The sequence below is a fragment of the Mesorhizobium loti genome, assembly GCF_013170705.1.
Classification (GTDB): domain Bacteria; phylum Pseudomonadota; class Alphaproteobacteria; order Rhizobiales; family Rhizobiaceae; genus Mesorhizobium; species Mesorhizobium loti_D.
This window is the reverse complement of sequence record NZ_CP033334.1, coordinates 2,958,384-2,979,502: the sequence shown is the minus strand read 5'-3', so window position 1 is coordinate 2,979,502 and position 21,119 is coordinate 2,958,384. Positions and strand designations below refer to the sequence as shown.

The following is a 21,119-nucleotide window of genomic DNA, read 5'->3' as shown; positions in this document are numbered from 1 at the left end:
ATCGGAATAATGCCGTCCTCGAGCGCAGCGCTCGTAGAGGCAATAGGCCATTTCCGCGAAACGTGATGCAGATGCCCGGCGCGCCGTTATTGACTGGCTGCCAGAGCAGGACATTGGGAGTTCATCATGGTCGCACCAAGGTTACCTGCGTCCACTCATCGACCATCCAGAGGGCAGGGCTGCGGTCGTCAGCTTCCTGCGGCGCTCGCGAGCGAATGGACACCTGATCGTCGATGGCGGGCTGTTGCGACTGCTTGCCGAGGCGGGCGACGGCCGGGCCCGAGACGAGCTGCTGCGCGCGGCCTACCGCCACTCGGGATTTGACCGCGGCAACGCGATCGGGGCCATTGGCTATTTGCGAAGCGAGGATCCGGAAGAGGCCTATTTCGCCGCGCAACGCTTGCTCACGCGCCACAAGGTACCAGCTGCCGCCGACCTGATGCTTGAGATCGACCCGGATAGCGCCGCCCCGGAACTCCTGAACCGCTACCCGGACGCGAAGCCTTCCCTTCGCCTGCAGCTCGAGCGGCGCCTTCGCGTACATCTGGGGGGCGACAGACTGGCAGCGCTGCTCGCTCCGCTGGCGAACTCGCAGCGCTCAAAGGACCGAGTCTTGGCGGCTCAGGTAGCCGCGGTCATTCCTTCGGCTGTGGTTGTACCTTGGCTTGACCAGCTCGCAGCCGAAACTCTGCCGGCCGTATGCGATGCCGCTCTTGTGGCGCTCCGTCAACGTCGCCTTGAAACGTCTGCGCTACTGCATCGCGGTCGGCTGCTCGATTCGCCGAAGCCGATCCAGTGGGCTCGCTTGGTAAAAATCATTGAAATCGTCGATCCTTATTATCTGTGGCCGCGCAACGATCCGGTCAGCCTCAAGGAAGTGTTTGAGGTGCTCCCGTATGAGTTTGTCGTCGAGGCCCGCCAGCTTCGTTCGCGACTTCTCAAGGATCGGAAGAACGCGGCTTCCAGGGCGGACAAGGATCGTTGACGCGCCGCGAGCACGGTTGGGTGCAGCTCGGCGAAGATTGGTCCCATGTCTGAACGCAGGACAAATCGAAGCCGGAGAGACGATACAGTATTTTAGCGAGTGGATAGAGTGGAAAGACAGAAAGAAAAGCAAATATGCGTTGATTGTTCATGTCTCTCCGCGCATTATCGATCTGGGTGGGGACATGAACGAAATTTTCGAACACTACTGAATGCGAATGTGTGGTGAAGATCCCGCCGCAGTTCGAGAAATACGCCGATGCCGCGATGCTTCGGCTGCAGGCCCTCTACCCAAACTGCCGCCTTGAGTGGAAAGGCGGTACGATATCAATAGACTCATCAGCCGGTATTGAAGACCAGCTTCGAAAAGATATTTTGTACGCCGTCTACCGCGAGAAAATATACGCGGAAACCTTGTCCACGCGTGAAGCGCTGGTCGCCGCGGTGACACGCCGATGAACGTATGGCCATTGAAGTTCCGCGAGATGTCGGACGGTTCGGTGCTGTTCTCCGACGACGCAGGCGAGTTCTTCAAGTCTGCAAGCCACGCCGCTTGACGTCGACCAGCAGCTCGCACCAGCTCTGTGCGCTGTCTCGTCGCGGCGCTTGAAGGTGTCTGCGGGAACCAGGAGCACCAGGGCGCCAGTCCATTGCTTTTTGAATTCCTCGTGCGCCAGCTTGCGGATTTCACCATAGGCTGGGTCCATGACGATGACCCACCTGGCGTTGATCTCCTGGACTACGACGAAGTGATGCAGAACCTCGCTGACGACGACGTGCGCGATGGCGGGCTTGGGGATCTTGTATAGGCTGTCGAAGCCACCCTTTACCCCCTTGGCAACGAAGCCCAGCTTCCGGGCCGCTTCCATGAGGCCCAGCACAGTGGTGCCGGAGCGGCCGGTCGAGGCATACTGTCGGATACGCGACAATGGCAGCTTGTAGCCATAGAAGGCCGCGACAGAAGCAAGGCTGGCGGCACCGCAATCGGTGATGTCGCGCTGCTTGAACTTGATGATCTTGCTCGACATAGAGGCTCGCTGACTGTTTGGAAAATGGAGAATCAGTGGCTCGCCAGGAGCGGATTGAGCCAATCGTCGACCTCGTTGTACAGGAGTTCCAGGACAGTGCGGTCGCCCAGGAGGAAGCGGGCCCGCACGGTCATGCCTTTCTTCAGGTTACCGATGACCCCGCGCTTGAGGGCGAGATGGCGGCGAGAGAGCGCGCAGCGGACCTTGAAGGCCGGGCTCCCGTCGTGCAGCGTGAAGTCGTGCGCCACGTCGAGCACCGTCGCGTCAATGACACCCCATTGATTGTAGTTGAAGGCATCCACTTGCAGACGCACCGACTGGCCGGGGCGCACAAAGCCGATGTCGTTGGGAGAAACGAAGATTTCCGCCACCAGTTCACCATCCGGCGAAACCCAAGCGACGGTTTGCCCGGCCTGGACGTAGCTGCTGGAAGTGAGGCCCGAGAATTGCTCGAGAGCGCCTGATACGGGGGCTCGAATGAGAGTCAGGTCCCGTTCGCTCTCAAGCTGATGCAAGGCGGCCGTGAGTTCCTCAAGGCGCAGGTTAACGTCGGACAGCTGCTGGTTCCATTCGGCGAATTTGCGCCGGGCGAGGATCTCGCCCTGGATCTCAACGTTCTGAAGTGCGAAGGCCTTTTCCTCAACGGCCTTTGCCGGTGCTACAGCAGCGGAGAGCAGTCGCTTGGCACGCTGAAGTTCCGCAGCCGCATGACCGCGGTCATACTGGTTCTCCCGCACAAGGTTCAGGAAATGGGCGCGCTCGGCCGTGGCGGTCTCGGTCAAGAGGCGGATCGGGTCCTTGGCTTGCGTGCCGGAGGAGATCAGGGTTTCGAGGTCACGGGCAAAATCGCTCTTTGCGCGAATATCGCCTGTAAGCGCCCTGAGCTTTTCCTCAACCACCCCATCATCGAGGGCGAGGATCTCTTGCCCCTGGGCAACCAGATCGTTTTCAGCGGCAAGGATGCGGGAGATGCGTCCGGAGACGGGCGCGACCAAGGGCGTCTTCTCGACGGTGGGGCGAATGATACCGGCACTTTGGACAGACACCGATATGGTAATAAGTGGCAGCGACAACAATGCCGCAACCACAGAGAGCACAACCACTTTGTAGATGGCCAAAGATCGCCCTGATCGGCGAGAGAGGATGCTCTCTGCGGTGTAGTTGGCGAGTTCAGGAATAAGTGAGATAATGATGCCGATCTCGCTGGTTACAGTGATATTGATCCATGATGCTGCCAATTGTCCAGCATGTCTTCGGCGCGTACTACACCAACGAAATACTACAGCAGAAACTGAGGATATGAACCAAAGACCACCGGAAGTTGATGATGCCGCTTCTCGAGTTGACTCGGTTAAGCCGTATACTGATATGTCGGTATTCATCGTTTTTCTTTTTTAAAAAAATTCAACGATGAATGTCGGCGATCATCCTGCCGCTTGGCAGCACTCCCCCGCGCCTAATGGCGGCAATACCCATGCCGACCACGCAAATAGAGGCCAAAAAGGCGTTCTGTAGCTTGTTCCCAACCCAACTGAGAGTGCGTCGGCCGTACATCACGCCGCCGACAAACCAGGCGACAGCTGCCCGGAGGTGACCGAGATCAACCCCAGGTAGTTGCGAATATTGTCGATCGCCTTAATGATGCTTAAGATATCTTTCCAAGGCTGCTATAGCCAGTCCTAACGCAGCAACTGCGCCAAATCCTGCCACCGCTGCCCAGAACCACCACCCTCCGGACGTTGCACATGCTTCTTCGCGCGTTAACTCGGTCACACCATAGGCTTGCATATTGGTCTTCATTTTTCTCCTTTCCTAGAGCTCGAAATCACAGGATGAAGCAATAATGCACCGTAGCAGCGTGTGCCGCCGCACAACGAGATCATCAAAGGTCGTGCCAACTGCACAGGAAACCGCAAAACGGCTTAGTTGTGAGCGCGGCGGCAGATCGGGGCGAACAACACAGTGTCACGAACTCGACAAAACCGACAAAGACGACCAAAGATCGTTCTGGCCGTGGATAGTCTCTCCAGGTAGCTGGATACGTCAGGGGAAAGTAAGATACTTTTCCCTAGCCCAGATAGTGACCAGTAGTAGGCCCATGACTTCTTCGTCGTTAGTTCTAGAATGACAGCGATTATAACTGCGACACTAAAAGCTCCAAACAATAACCAGAGAAGCCACCCGCCAGAAGTTGAGGATGCCTCTTCCCGAGTTAGCTCAGTCACGCCATATACAGACATATCGCTGCATGCGCAGTAGCCCGGCCCTCAGCTCCGGATTCATCTCGCCGTCTATCTCCTCGCTGTAGTAGCCGAACGCGAGCAACGCGAACTGGACCTCCTGGACGATGTCCCTGAACTTGTAGGAATTGCCTGGGAGTGTCTTCAGCGGTGACGGCGCTGGCGCGATAGCGGGCGGTTGATAGATCGGGGCAAGCGTGGACGGCGCGTTATACAGCGGAGCGGCTTGGCTCGGCGCTGGCGGGGTGTAAGAATAGCCGCCCGACGACGACCTGTGGCTCGAGTGAGAACTGTGACTGCTGTGGCTGCGATGTCCCGCCAAGGTATATAGGTGGTCGAGCTTAAAAATATCGAACAGAGATTTCGTGTTTCCGAGATCGCCGTCCAACGTTGGCTTGGTCGGCAGCGCCTGTGCATTGGCAGGCAAGAATCCCGCAGCGAGTAGCAACGGTATCGCGAAAAGTCGCTTCTTCATTGGATAGCCCCAAATTGCTGTATCCGTGGTTAGCTGGATGCCACTCGAAAAATCCCCCGCACCGAGCCTTCAACGAGCATCCGTCACACTCCTCTCGGTAGGCACGCTTCCAGTCGGAGATCGTAGCCGGCGCCAGATGGCGGTATGGCTCCGGTACCGTGCAGAGCGGGAAATTGTAGAGCCGGCATCTATTCCCCGGCTCCGCACCAGATCGATGGAACGGCCGACGACATCGAAGCCTTCCGAACTGTCGTAGAAGAGCGTCCTCCAGTTCATTCGACCGAAGCCGATGTTCTCCATCTGCACTGCCCATGTCCGGATGAACGGCAGAGTGGAGATGATGAACCTTGCCAGTAGAGGCAGCCCATCCGCATTCGGACGCATCAGAACGGTGCGGAGCTCTACCTGGGCACCCAGGCGGCACATGAGCGCCAGGTTCTCGAGCAGCTGGGCGTGCGCGCCGGCCTTCCCGACGATCTCGTCATGAACAGCGGGATCGCAGGAATAGAGAGGGATCCCCCAGACCACCCTTCCCCGATCGATACGACTCATTGCCTCCCAGTCATCCAGATCGAAATGCTGGCCATTGGTCAGGACGTGGAAGGAAAGGTCCGGGCGCGCCAAAAGCACCCTTTCTAGAAATCGGAACAGTTGAGTTTTGAAAAGTGTCGGCTCCCCCACCGGAGATCCCGATCGTCACGCCTTCCGGCGCAAGCAATGCCGCAGTCTCGAAATACGGGAATAGGTCGACGTGGTGGCTCTTGGGCGGCTGGGAGCACATTAGGCAAACCTGGTCGCACCGCTCCGTAACTAGGAAGGTGTTGTGTCGCGAATCACTACGGATAAGGCGGTCCGCAGTTCCGCGCCGCGGGTTCACGAGCAACACGTCTCCATCGACCTTGGAAGGATCGATGCCAATGATTCGTATCGGACCGCCCTCGCTGACGTAATCAGCCCCTTTCGGGCCGACGCGCTCCAGCGCAGCGTCGAAAGGATTCAGTTGTTCAGTCCCTTGCCCGCAGAGCGAGAGCTCAAACGACCGAAGCCCGACCACGAAAAGCCGGTCAGCGTTTGCTTCCACCTTGATGCGTAGGGTATCATGGGTGGACCGGCGCTATATTGCCGTTCCAGCCGGCAACGCCGAGCCAAGCGGCCAACGAAGCGCGCGTCGGCTCGTCGTTTCGGTAGAGAATCTCAAAGATTTTGTCGAAGAGCGACAAGTGCCGGCCGCAGAACCATGTTTCAGGCCGCGGCACGTCGATCCGGCCACACCGGGAGAGATCATCGATCACGTCAGTGCCGCAGAACGGTTGGTAGGCGCAGTGGATGCAATCCGGATCGAAGTGGTTGAATGCACCGGAATTGAGAACGTCGACCTTTGCCCAGTCGATTCCCGTCCCGACATCGCCGATGCTGAGATCGATGCGGCCGATCCTGGACAGCATTCGGGCTTCGTCGGTCGGATAGAAACGCCCGTCGTGATCTATCACGACATAGTCGGAGGCGAAGAAGTTCGGGTTGCGTATGTCGACGTGGTTATCGGCGTCGAAGCGAAGGACGCGCTTCAGGCATTGGCTGAAGTAGTACTCCTCCATAAAGCGCCCAGTGCGATGGTTGCGAGCGATCAGCAGGTCGATGAATTCGCAATGAAGGCGATTCCAACGCGCAAGGAGATTGTCGCCCTGCTGAAGCTTTCGCGCGATTCCTTGGTGGTTTATCGGGCGAAGGTAAACCGAGCGGACTCCCATAGCGTTCATAGTTGTCCAGCAGCGCCTCGAAGTCCGGTGGGTTGGCGACGTCCACCGTCGGCAATGCCGAGATCTTGCCCTTCGGATAGCGGGAAACGGCCGCCTCGAGATTTCGAAAGAAGGCGTCGGTGACCTCGCTTCCATGCGTGCGCTGGCGCTCGTGCGTTACCCGGTCTCCGTCAAGGGACGTGCTGATGACGGTGTCGTCGGCATCCAGGAACGCCCATTCGCGCGTATCCAGTCGCTGCAGGTTGGTGCAGACGACGAACTGGCATTGGGAGAACTTTTCCCGGCAGAAATCGCGGACGGCTTCCAGTATGTCGACCCGAAGCAGAGGCTCGCCACCCTGGAATTCGATTTTGATGTCGGGACCTTCCAGAGTGTCGAGAAACGAAAGGACACCAGCGAGGGTTTCGGGCGACCAATCGAACCCGCCGGCCGTTTCGGGAGCGCGGGAAACCTAGCAATAGCCGCAGGCAAGATTGCAGCGGAGCGTCGGCACGAGGATGACGTAGTTCATTCTCGTCGGCCTCGACTGGCGCCCCGCCCACCTGTAGGCGAACGATGTCCAGTGAAGGTCGAACTCCTTGTCGAAGCCGTGATTTCCCTCGTTCAGGAAGGTCTCATCGGCGGGGGACAGGTTGTCGGTGGCGTACCGGTCCAGGAAGCCGTGGCTGGACTATCGCGCCCGAGATCGCCGTTGGCGACGGTGCACTTGGCTTCTGGAAGGCTCTCGACGAGCTGCTTCCCGGCACCAAGCAACAGCGCTGCTGGGTGCACAAGACCGCCAATGTACTGAACAAGGTGCCGAAATCTGTCCAGGCCGCCGTGAAGACGGACCTGCGCGAAATCTTTTCCGCTCCCAACCGGCTTCAGCCGAGGTGGCGATTGCCGTCTTTGTCGACAAATATGGCGCGAAATACCCCAAGGCGGTCAACTGCCTGACGAAAGATCAGAATGCCTTGCTGGCGTTCTACGACTTCCCCGCCGAACATTGGGATCATCTGCGAACCTCCAATCCCATCGAGAGCGTTTTTGCCACCGTTCGCCATCGCACGGTGCGCTCTGCGGCTTCGTTTCGATGACCTCGATTCCGTCCAGGAACCTGGCAACTGCGATGAGTTTCGGCAACTGATTTTGTCCTTTCAATCGTCGCCACGTCCTGGCCGCGGCCATGATCAGCTTGAAGACCATCAGCCTGGCGGTTTTCGAGGATAGCGAGCCCTTGGTGCGCCGCTTGATCAGCCTCGTCGCCCCAATTCCAGCATAGCTCATATTATATTACATATGAAACGCAATATTAATTCAATCAGTGGGAATTGAGTGATAGAAAGAAATAGATAATTTGGATCATTAGCAAGCACTAATAGAAGATATCGCGCCAGGGTATTTGTAACATGCTCGGTGACGGGAGCGATACTCCCCTATATAAGAGGAACGCGATGGATTACGACTGAGCAATCCATTATGCTCCAAATAAATATCCGTAAATCGTCTTCCACTAGCGAGGTGCGTTCGCAGTGATTGTTATTACTAAGTACAGAATCTGGCAAGCTTTCTACTAATATACACAGTTACTTGCGTCTCCGATGCGCAGCAATTGTTATGCTGAGGCCGCGGCGTTCCAATCTAACGAAGGAGGCACTCTGAGGGCAGCCACACTAGATCTCAAGAAATATAGCTATCACCGGAGAGCGGTATGCTGAACAATACCATCGCAAGAAATTCATTGCCGAGTATCGATCTTCTGTATGATTATGGACCGTTCTTGCGGTTGAGCGAGTCTGAAGGTGGTATTGGGAGCTTTGCTCAAAACAGCCGGCGCCCGCGGGTTGGCATTGTGGGCGCCGGCATCAGTGGCTTGGTGGCGGCGACTGAACTTTTGCGCGCCGGAATAACGGACATCGTGCTATTTGAGGCGCGGGATCGTATGGGTGGGCGGGCTTGGTCACAAATCTTCGACCCGCGCGAACCGCATCTCATTGCCGAGATGGGCGCTATGCGCTTTCCTTCCAGCGCAACCTGCCTGTTCCATTATCTGGACAAATTGAGGATAGATACCGCAGCTTCCTTCCCCGATCCGGGCATCGTGGATACCGAGGTGCACTATCGAGGTGCGCGTCATTTATGGCAGGCCGGCGAGTCTCCGCCGCCACTGTTCAGGCGCGTTCATCAAGGATGGCAGGCTTTGATAAGCGACGGTTACGTGCACGAAGGGATTCAACTGCCCGCACCGGCGAAGATCACAACTTTGCTTCGGTCGCATCGCTTTGACCAAGCTCGTGACGCATGGCAGGCCTGGCTAGATTCGTTTCGCGACATCTCCTTCTATTCGGCCCTCGTCACCATCTTTACCGGACCGCAGCCACCAGGGCGCGTACCTTGGAAAAGGCCGGAAGATTTTGAGCTTTTCGGATCGCTGGGAATTGGATCTGGAGGCTTTTTACCTGTGTACCAAGCCGCGTTTACTGAGATACTGCGTCTTGTAATTAACGGGTACGAGGACGATCAGCGCATGATTATGGGAGGGATCTCCCTGTTGGTGAACCGGTTGGCTGAACAGGAGCTTAACGGTGTGAGTTTGCGGCAGCGTGTCCGCTACGGTCATGTAAGCCGTATTTACAAGCAGGGCGGTCAGATTCTCGTGACATGCGCAGCAGGGCAGGTCGTGCCTTTTGACCGCGTCATCGTCACTACCAGCAATCGAGCTATGGAGCTGGCCCATCGTCTCACGGCGGATGGAACCTTTCTTACTAACGAAGTTTTGCGAGCGGTCAGAGAAACTCACCTTACCGGCTCTTCCAAGCTGTTTATGCTGACGGAAAACAAGTTCTGGTTAAAAAAGGGCACGCCGACAACCATCTTGTCAGATGGCCTTGCCAGAGGGGTTTACTGCCTAGACTATCAGCCAGATGATCCGGATGGTAAGGGCGTTGTGCTGTTAAGTTATACATGGGAAGATGATGCTAACAAAATGCTTTCCATTCTGGACAAAAAGGAACGGTGCCAGCGTCTGGTCGATGATCTGGCCACCATTTCCCCTGATTTCGCCCGTCATCTAGTCCCGGCTAACGGTGACTATGAACGTCATGTCCTGCAGCACGATTGGCTGATGGATCCATATTCAGTAGGTGCCTTCAAGCTCAATTATCCTGGTGAAGACATCTATTCAGAACGGTTATTTTTCCAATTCGCTACCGCAAAAAGACCGGAAGAAGACACGGGCTTGTATCTCGCAGGATGTGGATGCTCCTTTACCGGCGGGTGGGTCGAGGGCGCGGTACAAACGGGCTTGAATGCCGCATGTGCTGTTATCCGCAGCAGTGGCGGCCAGCTCTTGAGCGGTAACCCCATTGATTCGATGAATTCCGCTTATCGATATTGAGAACCGGTAAATTCTTTAGAAAAGGCTTCTTAAATGTTTGCAACGTCCACACTCGAGGAGATTTGCAATCAAATACTGGCCGGGAAAACTTCGGCGTTGGATATCAGGGAATCGGCACTTTAGGGCGCAAAAATCCATGGTCGACCGGTAGGATGGGATTTCCTGCGCTGACAGGCGCGGGATGCAGTAGCATCGGTTCTGGTGTGGTTCTGTAGCAAATTTTTGTTGAACTGCAAGAAGAGATGGCGGGCGGTGCTTATGCGGCGGCGAGGATATCGAACTGCTCGGCCAATGACGGATTTGGGTTGAAGGCGAATCTCGCCTGTCGTTTGCGCATCATGTGAAGCATTTCGATGCCGTCGAGGATGATGCTTGCGGCTGCGGGAGATTTGAAGCCGAGCATCGGCCGAACACGGCGCTTGATCCGCCGATGTCCCTGCTCGATCCGGTTGTTATCAGGCATGAATAGGCGCGACGCGCCAATCCGTATTTTCTTGCACGGATGGATCGACTACCGTCCACCTACCGGGATTGGGGTGTCGGGAGCACGCATGGCGGGCAGGCCGAAGTACCTGATGAACTGAGAGTTCGAGTTGTTATCGGGCCGCCCCCTTCGACTTGCCCGGTTGCGCTGCGAGCGCGGATCCGTAGTTGTCGTGAAGCCCGCCGACTCCCATGGTTGCTGACCCTGGAAAGGAGCCGGGAATGAGAAGCATTGCCCTTGATGTCCACCGATCATTCGCTCAAATGGCGATCTTGGAGAAAGGCAAAATCCGGGATGCCGGGAGGATCGATCTCGAACGCAGCCGCCTGTTGCAGTTCGCCACGAAGCTCAAGCCGGATGACGAGATCGTCATCGAAGCGACAGGCAATACGAGCGCGATCGTCCGGTTGCTCTCGCCCTTTGTGGGCAGGGTGGTCATAGCCAATCCGATCCTGGTTCGGGCCATCGCCTGGGCCAAGGTCAAGACCGACAAGATCGACGCGGCTGTGCTGGCCAAGCTCCACGCGAGCGGCTTTCTGCCTGAAGTCTGGATGCCGGATGAGGAAACCGAGACGCGTCGTCGCGTGGTAGCGGAACGAACGCAGCTCGTCTCCCAGATGACCCGTCTCAAGAACCGGATCCATTCGGTTCTGCACGCCAACCTGATCCCGCCCTACAAAGGCACCCTGTTCTCAAAGCGCGGCAGGACTTGGCTGGAGGCTCAGCCGCTCGCCGAGGATCAGCGCCGTGTTGTCCTTCGCCATGCCGGTGAACTCGATCGCCTTGGCGGAGAACTTGCACAGGTTGACAAAAGCCTCGCAAAGACGGCCCTCCAGGAACCACGGGTCAAGCGGCTGATGACGATCACCGGCGTGGATGTCACGGTGGCACTGAGTATCGTGGCAGCCGTCGGCGACATTCCCAACCAGCGGCGGCCTGATCATGCAGCGCGATAAGGTGCATCACGTCTACACCGTCGACCGTGTCGCCAGGGACCTCGGCGTCAGCGAAGAGCTCATCCAGGACCTGACGCTCGGTCTCGAGCCCGAGGACGGCGTCATCTGGGTGTACGGGGCCATCGATGACGACGGGATCTTGGCCTTCACCGATGAAGGTATCGAGGAGGTCAAACTCCTCCTCGAAGAATATCATCGCGTCTCCCTATCGAAAGCTTGACCCCAGCACCGCGGTGCTCAGGTGCTCATGGCCGCCGGATACGCACGTCTACGGTCTTCACCGGATGGGTACTGTATACACGGAGATTCGTACCCATCTTCGGCGGACCATCCATTGGCGAGAACAGCATCATTTACTTCTACCGGCCCACCTACGGGTGAGCAAGTCTAGTTGTTCAGCTGAAAAAATGCGATTCGCAATTTGGATTCTCTGGCGTCAACTCACTCATCGAAACTAGCGTAACAACTCGCTGAACAAACGCAGCGGTGAATCGAGATGGGTGTCGGCCGTGTGAACAAATCGAAATGCCATTCAGTCTCCAGCCAAGGGACAGGGTTCGTCCCAGGTTCGCTCTGATTTAGCGAGGGCGATTAAGCCCACCCTCACATTTCGCTGATTTCTTACTGAGCGTTTGCGCCGTCTATCAGCAGCCCGTCTTGGTACCGCAACGATCCCTTGGCGACAGCAGCGGCGACCGCCGTTGAAATCAATTGCCTCAATTGAGCGCTTGTGGCTTTGAAGCCCAGCATCCTCGCGATGCTCGGTCCAATTTCGTCCTCCGTCGCGCCGAGATTGGATCTCACCACCTCAATGGCTCCTTGGGCAACTTCTTCCGATGAGATCATTTCGGGCTTACGCAATCCAGGGGACATGACACCGCTGCGGTCCCGTAGCTTAACGGGGGCGCCGGGCTTAAAGCAGAAGTCGCCCCGCCGTGCCACCGCTCCCCGTGCTTCGGCGACAATAAGGCCGCGCTCAATCGCGTCCTGAATCCTACCGCCGGCCCGCTGCAGACCCCACGCAAGCCGAATACGCGATACCACCTCATCGAGATGGATTGGCGTCTCCGCAGCCACGACCTGCTCGACCAGCCCAGCCAGAAGACCGGTGGGCGTCTCGTGAAGTTCAAACTGGCCGGGCGGTCTCTGTATATGGGCTTCCGAGTAGGTCCGATCTGGTGCCGCGGTTCCGTTGGCGGTTTCCAAGCCGATTTCGGTAACATTACCTCGGTCGACGGTTACGACTCGTACGGCTGCGGCACGGCTTCTCTGGTTTCCCAACTCTGCTCGTTCAGCGAGTTCTCTTGTCGCAGCATCAATCGCCGCCACTGTCCGCTCGAGCTGTTCGCGCGGCCGTTGGAACCAATCAGCGCTCCAAATGCGATGTATGATCCAGCCATGGTCTTCCAGGACAGCCTGACGCAGCCGATCCCGATCTCTGGCAGAGCGCGACGAATGATACTCAGCGCCGTCGCATTCGATGCCTAGTAGGTAGCGCCCTGGCCGCTCCGGATCAGCAACCGCCAGATCGATGAAGAAGCCCGCGATACCGACTTGCGCATGGACCTGGTAGCCTCGTTCAATCAATGCGTTGGCTACCTGTTCTTCAAAGATTGAATCCATCTCCCGGGTCGTCGTCTGGGCGAGCGAGATACGCCCGGTCCTCGCGTAGTGCAAAAAGAGCTTGAAGGCGAACACCCCCTTGCCCTTTCCGCGCTCAAGGTCGATGTCCTCATCTGTTATCGACGCGTACACCTCACAGGCACGCTTGGCCCGGCTTATGAGAACGTTGAGGCGACGCTCACCGCCTTCCGAACCGAGTGGGCCGAAGCGCATGGCCATATGGCCCTGGGCATTCTTCGCGTACGCTACCGAGATAATGATTACATCCCGCTCGTCACCTTGAACGTTCTCCAGGTTCTTGACGAAAAACGGCTCACTCGGATGGGCGTGGAAGAAGTCTTCCGTGTCGGTATTCAATCGCCGCAGCGCTTCAAGCTCATCTTGAATTGCACGACGCTGGCTAACAGAGAAAGTCGCAACGCCCAGAGACTCCTGCGGATTCGACTTCGCATGACGGATGATCGCTTCTGCTACAGCTCGCGCCTCGATCGGGTTCGTTCCGGTCCCTCCTGAATCGAACACCCCGTCCGGCACGTGATGGAATCGCAGCCCCATGCCGGCCTCCTGGGTGTAGGGGCTCGGCACAATGAATAGCCGGTTCTCGTAGAACTGGCTATTCGACACGGCGATCAGCGATTGATGGCGACTGCGGTAGTGCCAGCGAAGCATCCGCTGCGGCAAACCACGAGCCGTGAAAAGCCCGAGGATGCTCTCGATATCAGCGACCTGTGCACCCTCTCCGTCGTCATCTTCAGACTGCGAACCCGTCATCTTCGCGAAAAATGTGGTCGGCGGCAGTTGCCGTTCATCGCCAACGACAACCACCTGGTTCGCCCTGGCAATTGCGCCGAGCGCATCCACCGGCTGGATCTGAGACGCTTCGTCCATAACCAGGAGGTCGAACGACATCCGACCGGGCGACAAAAACTGTGCCACCGAAAGCGGGCTCATCATGAATACCGGCTTCAACGCTTGGACAGCAGGCCCTGCCTTGAGCATCAACTGCCGGACAGGCATATGGCCCCTCTTGCGAGCCATCTCAGATCGAAGCAATCCGACAGGCCCAGCTCCGCCATCTCTTGGAGGTATCTTCCGATGATGTGCGGTCACGACCTCGATGGCGCTAGCCTTGATCCTTTGTCGGTCCAAATCAGCAAAATCGCGGACAGCTCTGGAATGAAGCTCGCCGTCGAACCTCCCTAGCTCCGGCTCTCTATAAGCCATCGCCGTCAGCATTTTCTCGTAATAGGCCATATCGAAAACCGACCGCGCAAATGCGGTTGGAATCTGGCCGTTGGCCAGGCCGTCTATCAACTGCCCTAATCCGGCCTTTCGGGCAGTGTCGGATCGTTCTTCGTACCCAACCCATTTCGAGAGCTGTTCGTGATGCTCGACCCAGCCCTGCAATCGAGCAATCAACTCGGATATCACGACCTCGGAGAAATCGCCTACTCCAAACAACGACGAAGCGTCTGCTTTCAAATCCTTTGCAACCGCCCTGAATTGCAGCGCCGCGGCTTGGGTCGCTTCTCGCGTTGCACGAGCTGATTTCGCTATCTCGGCCCTGTCAGGCAAACGGGCGACAAGGTGTCGAAGTGCGCTATTATTTTTCAGCCAGAGCTCGGCCTGCGTAAGCGCGGCCCAGTTGGATCCTCGCCCGAGCCAAGACGAACCGAATGCTGACGTGCCAAGGGCGTGAGCCGCATCGATCTCTTGAGCAAGCGTCTGTAGGGCGCCCAGGCGTCTTACGAGCTCCAGCCGATGCGACAACTGATCGGGCACGATGGCCAGAAGCTCTCTAGACGCTTCGTCCGCTCGTGCCACGGAGCGCGCCTTCGCTTCCATCAGCTGCAGTGAAGCTCTTTCTGCGGAAGCCACGTCACCCAGCATGGACGGCGCGAGGTGACCGAGATCATTCCAGAAGCCCTCGATCATCGGCCGGCCGATATCGATCACCTTGCGAACCCGGAGCGCCCGCGCGCCCGCTTCGGAGCGTTCGGCCATCCGCCCAGCGATAAGACGCGGTTCCGAGCCAAGCCCCCTCAGCGTGCGCATCCATTCCACTAGCGCCAGGAGCGGTGCCGACGACGATTTCTCCCGGCGCCAATCTGCTCCGAAGGCGGAACGACCAAAGGTGTCGCCATCACGGACCCTCGAGGCCGCCGCTTGTCCCTTCATCAATACGTCTAGAAGACGCACGATCTCGGTCTACGGCGCGTTGGAATCAACCAGAAGGGATTGCACAAGTGCTTTGGCGCGGCGGTAGTCGCCGCTCAATGCCTTCAGCAGTCCGGTTTGGGTTGCGAGGGCCTGCCTTGTCGGTGCTACGTCCGTGTTCCAGGCAGCGTCGACAACCTTGCCCTTCAGTTCTGCTTGAACCGCCTCAAGCGTTGCGACGCTCTCGGCAAGATCTGCTGCTTGCTCAAGTCCAGAGTCCCACACGGTCGCAGCAAACGCTTCTGGACTTGCGTCAGGGGCGGCCGCAACTCTCTCCCCCGTCACGATTAGTCTAACGAGCCCTGCCAGCGTGTCCGGTACAACCGTTGACCCCAGCTCCTGATTCAACCGCTCCGCTTCATCCCGCAATCGCGGGAGCAGAACGGCCAGATGGTGCGCGCGGACAAAGCCTTCTTTCGGAAATTCAGATGGCAGTTTCGCAAGCTCTGTCTCGAGATCGTCAATTGGGGTATCGATCGCTGTCGCCGCCAAATGCCGAGAAACGTCTTCGAATTTGCGGGCGAAATCCGATCCTGTCCAAAGGACCGACGCGATTTCCTTCGGCTGGTCGTCCCACGCCGGCGAGACCAACGCGTCGGCGGGCAGCTCTGGTGCGGAAGCAAGAAGTTCCCCGCGATCTTCTATCTCGCCGCTGTCGCTCAGAATTCGCGGAGGCTCGGCCTCGATCCGCGCGGCAATGTCAATCAGTTTGGCCTGTACGGCCTTCGCTTGATCCAGCAAGGATGATATCCGTGGGATAAACCGTTCGACGGTGGTCGGCAGTACGACATCCAGGCCAACCCCTCTCCAGGGATGGTGGATGGGTAGCCCGATTTCGTTGATCCGCTGAGAGACCTCGTCGAGCAGCTTCCGGCGTGACGAGACGCCCTCACTCGTCCAATCGGTGGCACCCGCGAGTTCGATATCAACGGGTTTTTGCCCGCTCTGCCTGAGCCGGGTTAACTGGCCGAACACCTGGTACGGCGTCAGGGCGGATGCGCCCAACGGTACATGCATCCGGTCGGCATGCGCATTGAGTCTATCTCGCGCCTGCAACAACTGGTCGGTGAGCGCGGACGGAAATTGGCCTCGGGGCGATCCGAGCTGCCAGGTGCGGCGCAGCTCCTCCAGCATCATGCGCTTGTTCGCCTTGTTGCTGTGGAGTTCCAGGCAAGCGTCACCTACCCCGGCATTGTCGAGGCGACGCTTAACGACCTCCAGCGCGGCCATTTTTTCGGCTACGAAAAGGACGGTTTTTCCGTCGGCCACGGCCGACGCGATAACGTTTGCAATCGTCTGCGATTTGCCTGTGCCGGGAGGACCTTGGATCACAAGGTCGCGCCCCTTCCTGACATCATGGATCGCGAGCGTCTGGGAACTGTCGCTGTCGACAATATGCAACATCTCCGCAGGCGCAATGTGCGGATCGATCGCGATATCATCAGACATCAGCGGCTCGCGTGCTTCAAAGCCGTCTGAAAGGAGCGAGCGGATCCTCGGCTGTTCGATAATCTTAGTGCCATCGGGCCAGATTTCGGGATCAAGGTCCCGGTACATCAAAAACTTCGCGAACGAGAAGAACCCCAGCACCATGTCGTCCCGGAGCACCTCCCAACCTTCTTTGGTTGAGATCGCTGCGGCCACGGCATCGAGGTACTTTGAGGCGTCGAAGTCGTCTCCAGCATCGAAGCTCGGCATGGCGAGCTTGTGCATCCGATCGAGATAGAGTTCGAGAGAGAGATTCGCGCTCTGATCCTCAGGCCTCGCGCGTAACCGGAACTTCTCTCCGGCCGTTCCTCGCTCGAGACGAACCGGTACCAAAATGAGCGGTGCTTGACGGATGTTTTCCTTGTTGCTCGGGTCAACCCACTTCAGCATTCCGAGCGCCAGAAAGAGGACGTTAACGCCCTGCTCCTCTTCTAGCGTCCTGGCATCGTGGTAGAGATCAAGAAGCCGGCGTTGCAAGCCGGTGGGAGTCATCCGCGTTTGCAGCTTGGTGTCTGAATGTCGCGTCGAGATCCCCCGATCGTCGACCCCATCGTCCTCTGGCTGAGCCAGGGAAATGGGCGAGTAGTCAATCTCGTCATCCGCGGCGGCTTCTTGGCCTGCCTTCGGTCTATCGGGCTTGCCGGCGAGGAAGGTAAAGGCCTTGCCTTCGTTCACCAGCAACCGATAAATCTCGGACGACTTCTCATCGACGATGTCGATCGTCTTCGCGCTCTTGGAAAACCGCGGCACATTCAAAAGCCGATTGCGCGCGGAAAGGTCGAGCAGCTCCATCCTGGCACGCTCGAGTTTCTCCCTCAGAGGCAGATCGCTCTGGAAGACCGATTTTTCGACGTCAGACAACTACACCCCCATGCAGAACGAAACACATAGAACCTACGCAATGGCAGTCGCAATAAAAAAACCAGTCGCTTTTGAAATTTGTGAATAAAAGGTTTCATGCCGGCTAGGCCTCAATATTTGTGAAAGCCGACTGCGCCAAACAGCACACTGGGTTGGATGCGCCGGAAGGTGGCATATGGCGTCACCGATCGCTTGGGGTTAACGCTAGAGAGCGACGCAAGAGGATCTCGTAGACGGCTCGGTGTCGCATACCAGCTCTGATGGCCCTGGGGTCACCTCGGTCTATTTCTCCAGAGCTAAAAAATCCCTGATGTTAGCAAATGTATCTGGATCGTGGATTGCAGCCCTTAGCAGGCTGTTGAAAAAGGGGCTCGCGGTTGGGGTAGCTCCGTGATTCACTCATTTCGCGAGAATGCGGAGGGTGAATCGTGCGCGGCGGCGACAATCGAACTGGCGAGTTGTTCAGCTACGTTGATCTCGAGGCGCGGGTTCGGCGCGATCATCCACTGCGCGCGATCCGTCGGATAGTGAATGAGGCGCTGGCAGCGTTAGAGCGGGACTTCGCGGCGCTGTATTCGCCGATCGGGCGACCTTCGATCCCGCCGGAGAAGCTGCTCAGGGCAATGCTGTTGCAGGCGTTCTATTCGATCCGCTCTGAACGGCTTTTGATGGAGCGGCTGGAATACGATCTTCTGTTCCGCTGGTTCGTCGGCATCGGCGTTGACGACGCGGCCTGGGATCACTCGGTCTTCTCGAAGAACCGCGACCGGCTGCTGGAGGGCGACATCGCGGCGAAGTTCTTGAACGCTGTCCTGGCGCAGCCCAAGGTGAAGAAGCTTCTCTCCACGGATCACTTCTCAGTCGACGGCACCTTGATCGAGGCCTGGGCGTCGATGAAGAGCTTCAAGCGGAAGGACGGCTTGGATGAGCCACCGTCGGGTGGCGGGCGCAATGAGGAGGCGGACTTCCATGGCCAGAAGCGCTCGAACGAGACGCATGCCTCGACCACTGATCGTGATGCTCGGCTGTTCCGCAAGGGGAAAGGCAAGGAGGCCAAGCTCAGCTTCATGGGGCACGGGCTGATGGAGAACCGGCATGGTCTTCTGGTTGATGCCTGCCTGACGCTGGCCGACGGGCATGCCGAACGAGTGGCGGCTCTGCACATGATCGAACCCCGCGCCGAGCGACCGCAAGCCATCACCCTCGGCGCCGACAAGGCCTATGACGCGGAGGACTTCATTAACGAGTTGCGCTCGATGAAGGTGACGCCACACGTGGCGCAGAACACGAACGGGCGCCGTTCCGCTATAGATCGTCGCACGACCCGGCACGTCGGCTATGTCGTCAGCCAGCGCATCCGCAAACGCATCGAGGAGGCGTTCGGCTGGATCAAGGTCATCGCAGGTCAAGAGAAGACGAAGTTCCGCGGTCGCGACCGTGTCGGATGGGCCTTCACCTTCGCGGCTGCCGCCTACAATCTGGTGCGGCTGCCCAAGTTGATCGCGGTGCCGACATGAGCGCGCCGGCGGACTGCAAGCTGATTGACCGCTGGCATATCGTCGAGGCCGATCTGTGGGATTGCGGCTATCTCAGCCTCTGCGGTCCCGCCATGGTCACCATCGGGGCCGACAACACCGGTGAGATCGCCTTTGGCGCTCTGCAAGCCAGCCTCGATCTCAACTACGGTCCCTCGATGGTATTCTTCACATGGGCCGGCTTCGACGAAATGGACGAAGCCACTGGTGATGGCTCCGCCGAACTACTCGACGACGGCTCCATCGAGATCACATTCGCCTATCACAATGGCGATGAGGCCATCCTCAAAGCCAAACGGGACACTTCTTCAACAGCCTGCTAGATGCTCCCGTAGCGACTCATCATCTTGGAACAACTTCAACATGTCGTGAATGAGGAATTCGGCCAGCTTTCCAGTCCTACCGCTGAATTGGCTATCAAGGTAGGTGGCGCAAGCTACTTCCAGATCGTTTAGGAGGTCGCGAAAGGCACCGGCCCATTCAGGGTTTTCGCTATCGCCGAGAGTCGGATCTAAGCGGGACAACATGTCGATCCGTACGCGAATATTCTCGTGTAGTGTAGCCACGGCTCCTGCAGAGGCTGACAATTTGTCGGTTCGCATTTGGTATAAAACTAGTCCGACGCCAACCAAGCCAAGAGGAAAGCCGATCACTGTGAAGAGATCGGCCAAATTGCTGAGGCTCAAGACTTCTTCCCGCCGCTTTTCACGCCCAGCCGCGCTTTGTAGTGATCGGTACTCAGAGATTTTGTTTCGTTGGTTGCGCCAGTGCGAGTCTTCCCGTCACCTGCAGGCCTTTTAACAACTTCAATCTTCTTAACCATTTCGTCCCTCCGCTAATCGTGAAACCGGCGGGCCGAAGCCCGCCGTCATTTTATTTTCCGTGCTTGGTCGGATCCACAAGCTTGTAAGTGGATCCCTTTGACGGAGTCGGCGGTAGTGGCTCATTGCGAGTCACTGTTCTTTCCGGTCCCTTGCCGCCACGTGGGCCAGTAATTTCGTACTGACCTGACCGTGGAGCGGGTTGACCAGGCCGAAGGGGAGGATTCTTCGCCATTAGTCTTTACTCCTGTGGCTTGCCAATGAAGCCTCAGGACGCTAGCTACCGACCTGCTAGGGAGCGGACTCGCGGTCTTTGTTCGTCCACTCGGCGCCACATTGACCGCGAGTACGCGTAAAGACAGAGGCAGGCTACCGAATCGGCGCCTGCCTCTTTTTTATGCAGAACTTGTTTGGCAAGTAAACAGAGATTCCCGTGCTGTGAGCAGGGAAGCACAAGCAAATAAGTCAGTATTGCTGTCCTTCTAGTGCGTCCTTTGACCTGGAAGAGCTAGAGGTACGGCACAACATCGTAGAAACTCGGGCGTGGGGAGGTGGCTCGCCAGTTCGCATCCCGAAAGCACTCCCGAACGGAGTCATGCGGAGAGGCGGCCATTCGGGCCTGCAAATTGCCCGTGTGCACTCGGTTTGTGGGCGCTGTGCTGATTCCGAGGCATGCCGCCCCCGTATTCCGAAATGATGCCGCCCCCTCATTCCGAGAAATAGTCGCCCCCTGATTCCGAGATGAAGCCGCCCCCCTCGTGGCGGTGTTTGGGCCGGGTGCTCTGCCGGTTACAGGTTCGTTCCCTTGGGATTGTCCAGAGGAAGGAACCAGATGCCGGCGGAGAGACTGACCATGCGGCGCGTCCGTGAGATTTTGCGATACCGATTTGAAGAAGGCCTTGGCCACAAGGCGATCTCGTACCGGGTCGGGGCCGCGCCCTCGACGGTGCGCGAGACGCTGCGGCGCGCCGAGGCTGCCGGGCTGGTGTGGCCACTCGGTGAGGAGATTACCGATACGGTTCTGGAGGCCGCGCTCTACAAGGCTGCCGGGACAAAGACGGGGCACCGCCGCAGCGTCGAGCCTGACTGGGCGCAGATCCATCGCGAGCTGAAGCGCAAGCACGTGACGCTGCAGATCCTGTGGGACGAATACATCGCGCGCCACCCGGACGGCTATCGCTACAGCCGTTATGTTGCGGCCAGATTTATGTTGCGCAAGCCTCGCTGTTGCTCGGGCGCTTGGCCATCTTCGGGTTCTTGACGCAACATAATTC

General features: G+C 57.9%; 13 protein-coding genes and 6 pseudogenes. 8 read left to right on the top strand and 11 right to left on the bottom strand.

Annotated features, from left to right (window positions below; all coding sequences use genetic code 11):
- The first annotated feature begins 244 nt into the window (after positions 1-244).
- Complete coding sequence (locus tag EB815_RS14410) at positions 245-985, top strand: hypothetical protein (RefSeq protein ID WP_065005227.1); 741 nt, start codon at positions 245-247, stop codon at positions 983-985.
- 589 nt (positions 986-1,574) lie between these two features.
- Here the strand turns inward: EB815_RS14410 and EB815_RS14405 are convergent.
- From EB815_RS14405 to EB815_RS14380, 6 genes and pseudogenes are all read right to left on the bottom strand, one after another.
- A pseudogene (locus EB815_RS14405) lies at positions 1,575-2,012 on the bottom strand (cysteine peptidase family C39 domain-containing protein); the annotation flags it as partial.
- A 32-nt stretch (positions 2,013-2,044) separates the two neighbouring features.
- Positions 2,045-3,130 (bottom strand): HlyD family secretion protein, encoded by a 1,086-nt coding sequence (locus EB815_RS14400; protein WP_171883355.1) that lies wholly within the window; start codon positions 3,128-3,130, stop codon positions 2,045-2,047.
- A 517-nt stretch (positions 3,131-3,647) separates the two neighbouring features.
- Positions 3,648-3,812 (bottom strand): hypothetical protein, encoded by a 165-nt coding sequence (locus EB815_RS14395; RefSeq protein WP_155767382.1) that lies wholly within the window; start codon positions 3,810-3,812, stop codon positions 3,648-3,650.
- Positions 3,813-4,229: 417 nt separating this feature from the next.
- Entirely contained in the window at positions 4,230-4,727 is a 498-nt protein-coding gene (locus EB815_RS14390; RefSeq protein ID WP_065005775.1) for a hypothetical protein, read from the bottom strand.
- Between the two features lie 69 nt (positions 4,728-4,796).
- Positions 4,797-5,408, bottom strand: a complete 612-nt coding sequence (locus EB815_RS14385; protein ID WP_065005776.1) for a radical SAM protein — start codon at positions 5,406-5,408, stop codon at positions 4,797-4,799.
- Between the two features lie 416 nt (positions 5,409-5,824).
- A complete protein-coding gene (locus tag EB815_RS14380) occupies positions 5,825-6,484 on the bottom strand; it encodes a hypothetical protein (RefSeq protein WP_155767381.1) in 660 nt (219 codons plus the stop codon).
- A gap of 660 nt (positions 6,485-7,144) precedes the next feature.
- Between EB815_RS14380 and EB815_RS14375 the strand changes: the two are divergent.
- Positions 7,145-7,542 (top strand): annotated as a pseudogene (locus EB815_RS14375) (transposase); the annotation flags it as partial.
- A gap of 16 nt (positions 7,543-7,558) precedes the next feature.
- Here the strand turns inward: EB815_RS14375 and EB815_RS14370 are convergent.
- A pseudogene (locus EB815_RS14370) lies at positions 7,559-7,708 on the bottom strand (IS256 family transposase); the annotation flags it as partial.
- Positions 7,709-8,174: 466 nt separating this feature from the next.
- Here EB815_RS14370 and EB815_RS14365 point away from each other — a divergent pair.
- Positions 8,175-9,860, top strand: a complete 1,686-nt coding sequence (locus EB815_RS14365; protein ID WP_065005780.1) for an NAD(P)/FAD-dependent oxidoreductase — start codon at positions 8,175-8,177, stop codon at positions 9,858-9,860.
- A gap of 256 nt (positions 9,861-10,116) precedes the next feature.
- On the opposite strand, the pseudogene EB815_RS14360 reads toward EB815_RS14365, so the two are convergent.
- A pseudogene (locus tag EB815_RS14360) lies at positions 10,117-10,356 on the bottom strand (DDE-type integrase/transposase/recombinase); the annotation flags it as partial.
- A 209-nt stretch (positions 10,357-10,565) separates the two neighbouring features.
- Here EB815_RS14360 and EB815_RS14355 point away from each other — a divergent pair.
- Both EB815_RS14355 and EB815_RS14350 read left to right on the top strand, forming a co-directional pair.
- The gene (locus EB815_RS14355) at positions 10,566-11,300 is read left to right on the top strand and encodes an IS110 family transposase (protein ID WP_171883292.1); all 735 of its coding nucleotides are present in this window, start codon (positions 10,566-10,568) and stop codon (positions 11,298-11,300) included.
- The gene (locus EB815_RS14350; RefSeq protein WP_065005782.1) at positions 11,287-11,520 is read left to right on the top strand and encodes a hypothetical protein; all 234 of its coding nucleotides are present in this window, start codon (positions 11,287-11,289) and stop codon (positions 11,518-11,520) included. Before EB815_RS14355 ends, EB815_RS14350 begins: the two co-directional genes overlap by 14 nt.
- A 401-nt stretch (positions 11,521-11,921) precedes the next feature.
- Here EB815_RS14350 and EB815_RS34245 read toward each other — a convergent pair.
- Positions 11,922-17,489, bottom strand: a pseudogene (locus EB815_RS34245) (DUF3320 domain-containing protein).
- Positions 17,490-17,917: 428 nt separating this feature from the next.
- On the opposite strand from EB815_RS34245, the gene EB815_RS14340 reads away from it, so the two are divergent.
- Together EB815_RS14340 and EB815_RS14335 are read left to right on the top strand one after the other, a co-directional pair.
- Positions 17,918-19,006 (top strand): IS5 family transposase, encoded by a 1,089-nt coding sequence (locus EB815_RS14340; protein ID WP_023827759.1) that lies wholly within the window; start codon positions 17,918-17,920, stop codon positions 19,004-19,006.
- Positions 19,003-19,347 carry a hypothetical protein gene (locus EB815_RS14335; protein ID WP_019859992.1) on the top strand — a complete coding sequence of 115 codons (345 nt, stop codon included), beginning with the start codon at positions 19,003-19,005 and terminating at the stop codon, positions 19,345-19,347. The genes EB815_RS14340 and EB815_RS14335 overlap by 4 nt, the downstream gene beginning before the upstream one ends.
- Here EB815_RS14335 and EB815_RS14330 read toward each other — a convergent pair.
- Both EB815_RS14330 and EB815_RS14325 read right to left on the bottom strand, forming a co-directional pair.
- A complete protein-coding gene (locus EB815_RS14330) occupies positions 19,333-19,710 on the bottom strand; it encodes a hypothetical protein (protein WP_065141645.1) in 378 nt (125 codons plus the stop codon). The genes EB815_RS14335 and EB815_RS14330 overlap by 15 nt on opposite strands.
- Positions 19,707-19,847, bottom strand: coding sequence for a hypothetical protein (locus tag EB815_RS14325; protein ID WP_155249130.1), 141 nt, complete (start codon positions 19,845-19,847; stop codon positions 19,707-19,709). The genes EB815_RS14330 and EB815_RS14325 overlap by 4 nt, the downstream gene beginning before the upstream one ends.
- Before the next feature lie 851 nt (positions 19,848-20,698).
- Between EB815_RS14325 and EB815_RS14320 the strand changes: the two are divergent.
- A pseudogene (locus tag EB815_RS14320) lies at positions 20,699-21,037 on the top strand (IS21 family transposase); the annotation flags it as partial.
- Positions 21,038-21,119: the final 82 nt, after the last annotated feature.

What these genes read in the sequence shown, in the direction of transcription:
- EB815_RS14365 (WP_065005780.1), top strand. Translation starts at nt 8,175, where the DNA reads ATGCTGAACAATACCATCGCAAGAAATTCATTGCCGAGTATCGATCTT.
- EB815_RS14325 (WP_155249130.1), bottom strand. Translation starts at nt 19,847, where the DNA reads ATGGTTAAGAAGATTGAAGTTGTTAAAAGGCCTGCAGGTGACGGGAAG.
- EB815_RS14335 (WP_019859992.1), top strand. Translation starts at nt 19,003, where the DNA reads ATGAGCGCGCCGGCGGACTGCAAGCTGATTGACCGCTGGCATATCGTC.
- EB815_RS14350 (WP_065005782.1), top strand. Translation starts at nt 11,287, where the DNA reads ATGCAGCGCGATAAGGTGCATCACGTCTACACCGTCGACCGTGTCGCC.
- EB815_RS14395 (WP_155767382.1), bottom strand. Translation starts at nt 3,812, where the DNA reads ATGAAGACCAATATGCAAGCCTATGGTGTGACCGAGTTAACGCGCGAA.
- EB815_RS14390 (WP_065005775.1), bottom strand. Translation starts at nt 4,727, where the DNA reads ATGAAGAAGCGACTTTTCGCGATACCGTTGCTACTCGCTGCGGGATTC.
- EB815_RS14380 (WP_155767381.1), bottom strand. Translation starts at nt 6,484, where the DNA reads ATGAACGCTATGGGAGTCCGCTCGGTTTACCTTCGCCCGATAAACCAC.
- EB815_RS14355 (WP_171883292.1), top strand. Translation starts at nt 10,566, where the DNA reads ATGAGAAGCATTGCCCTTGATGTCCACCGATCATTCGCTCAAATGGCG.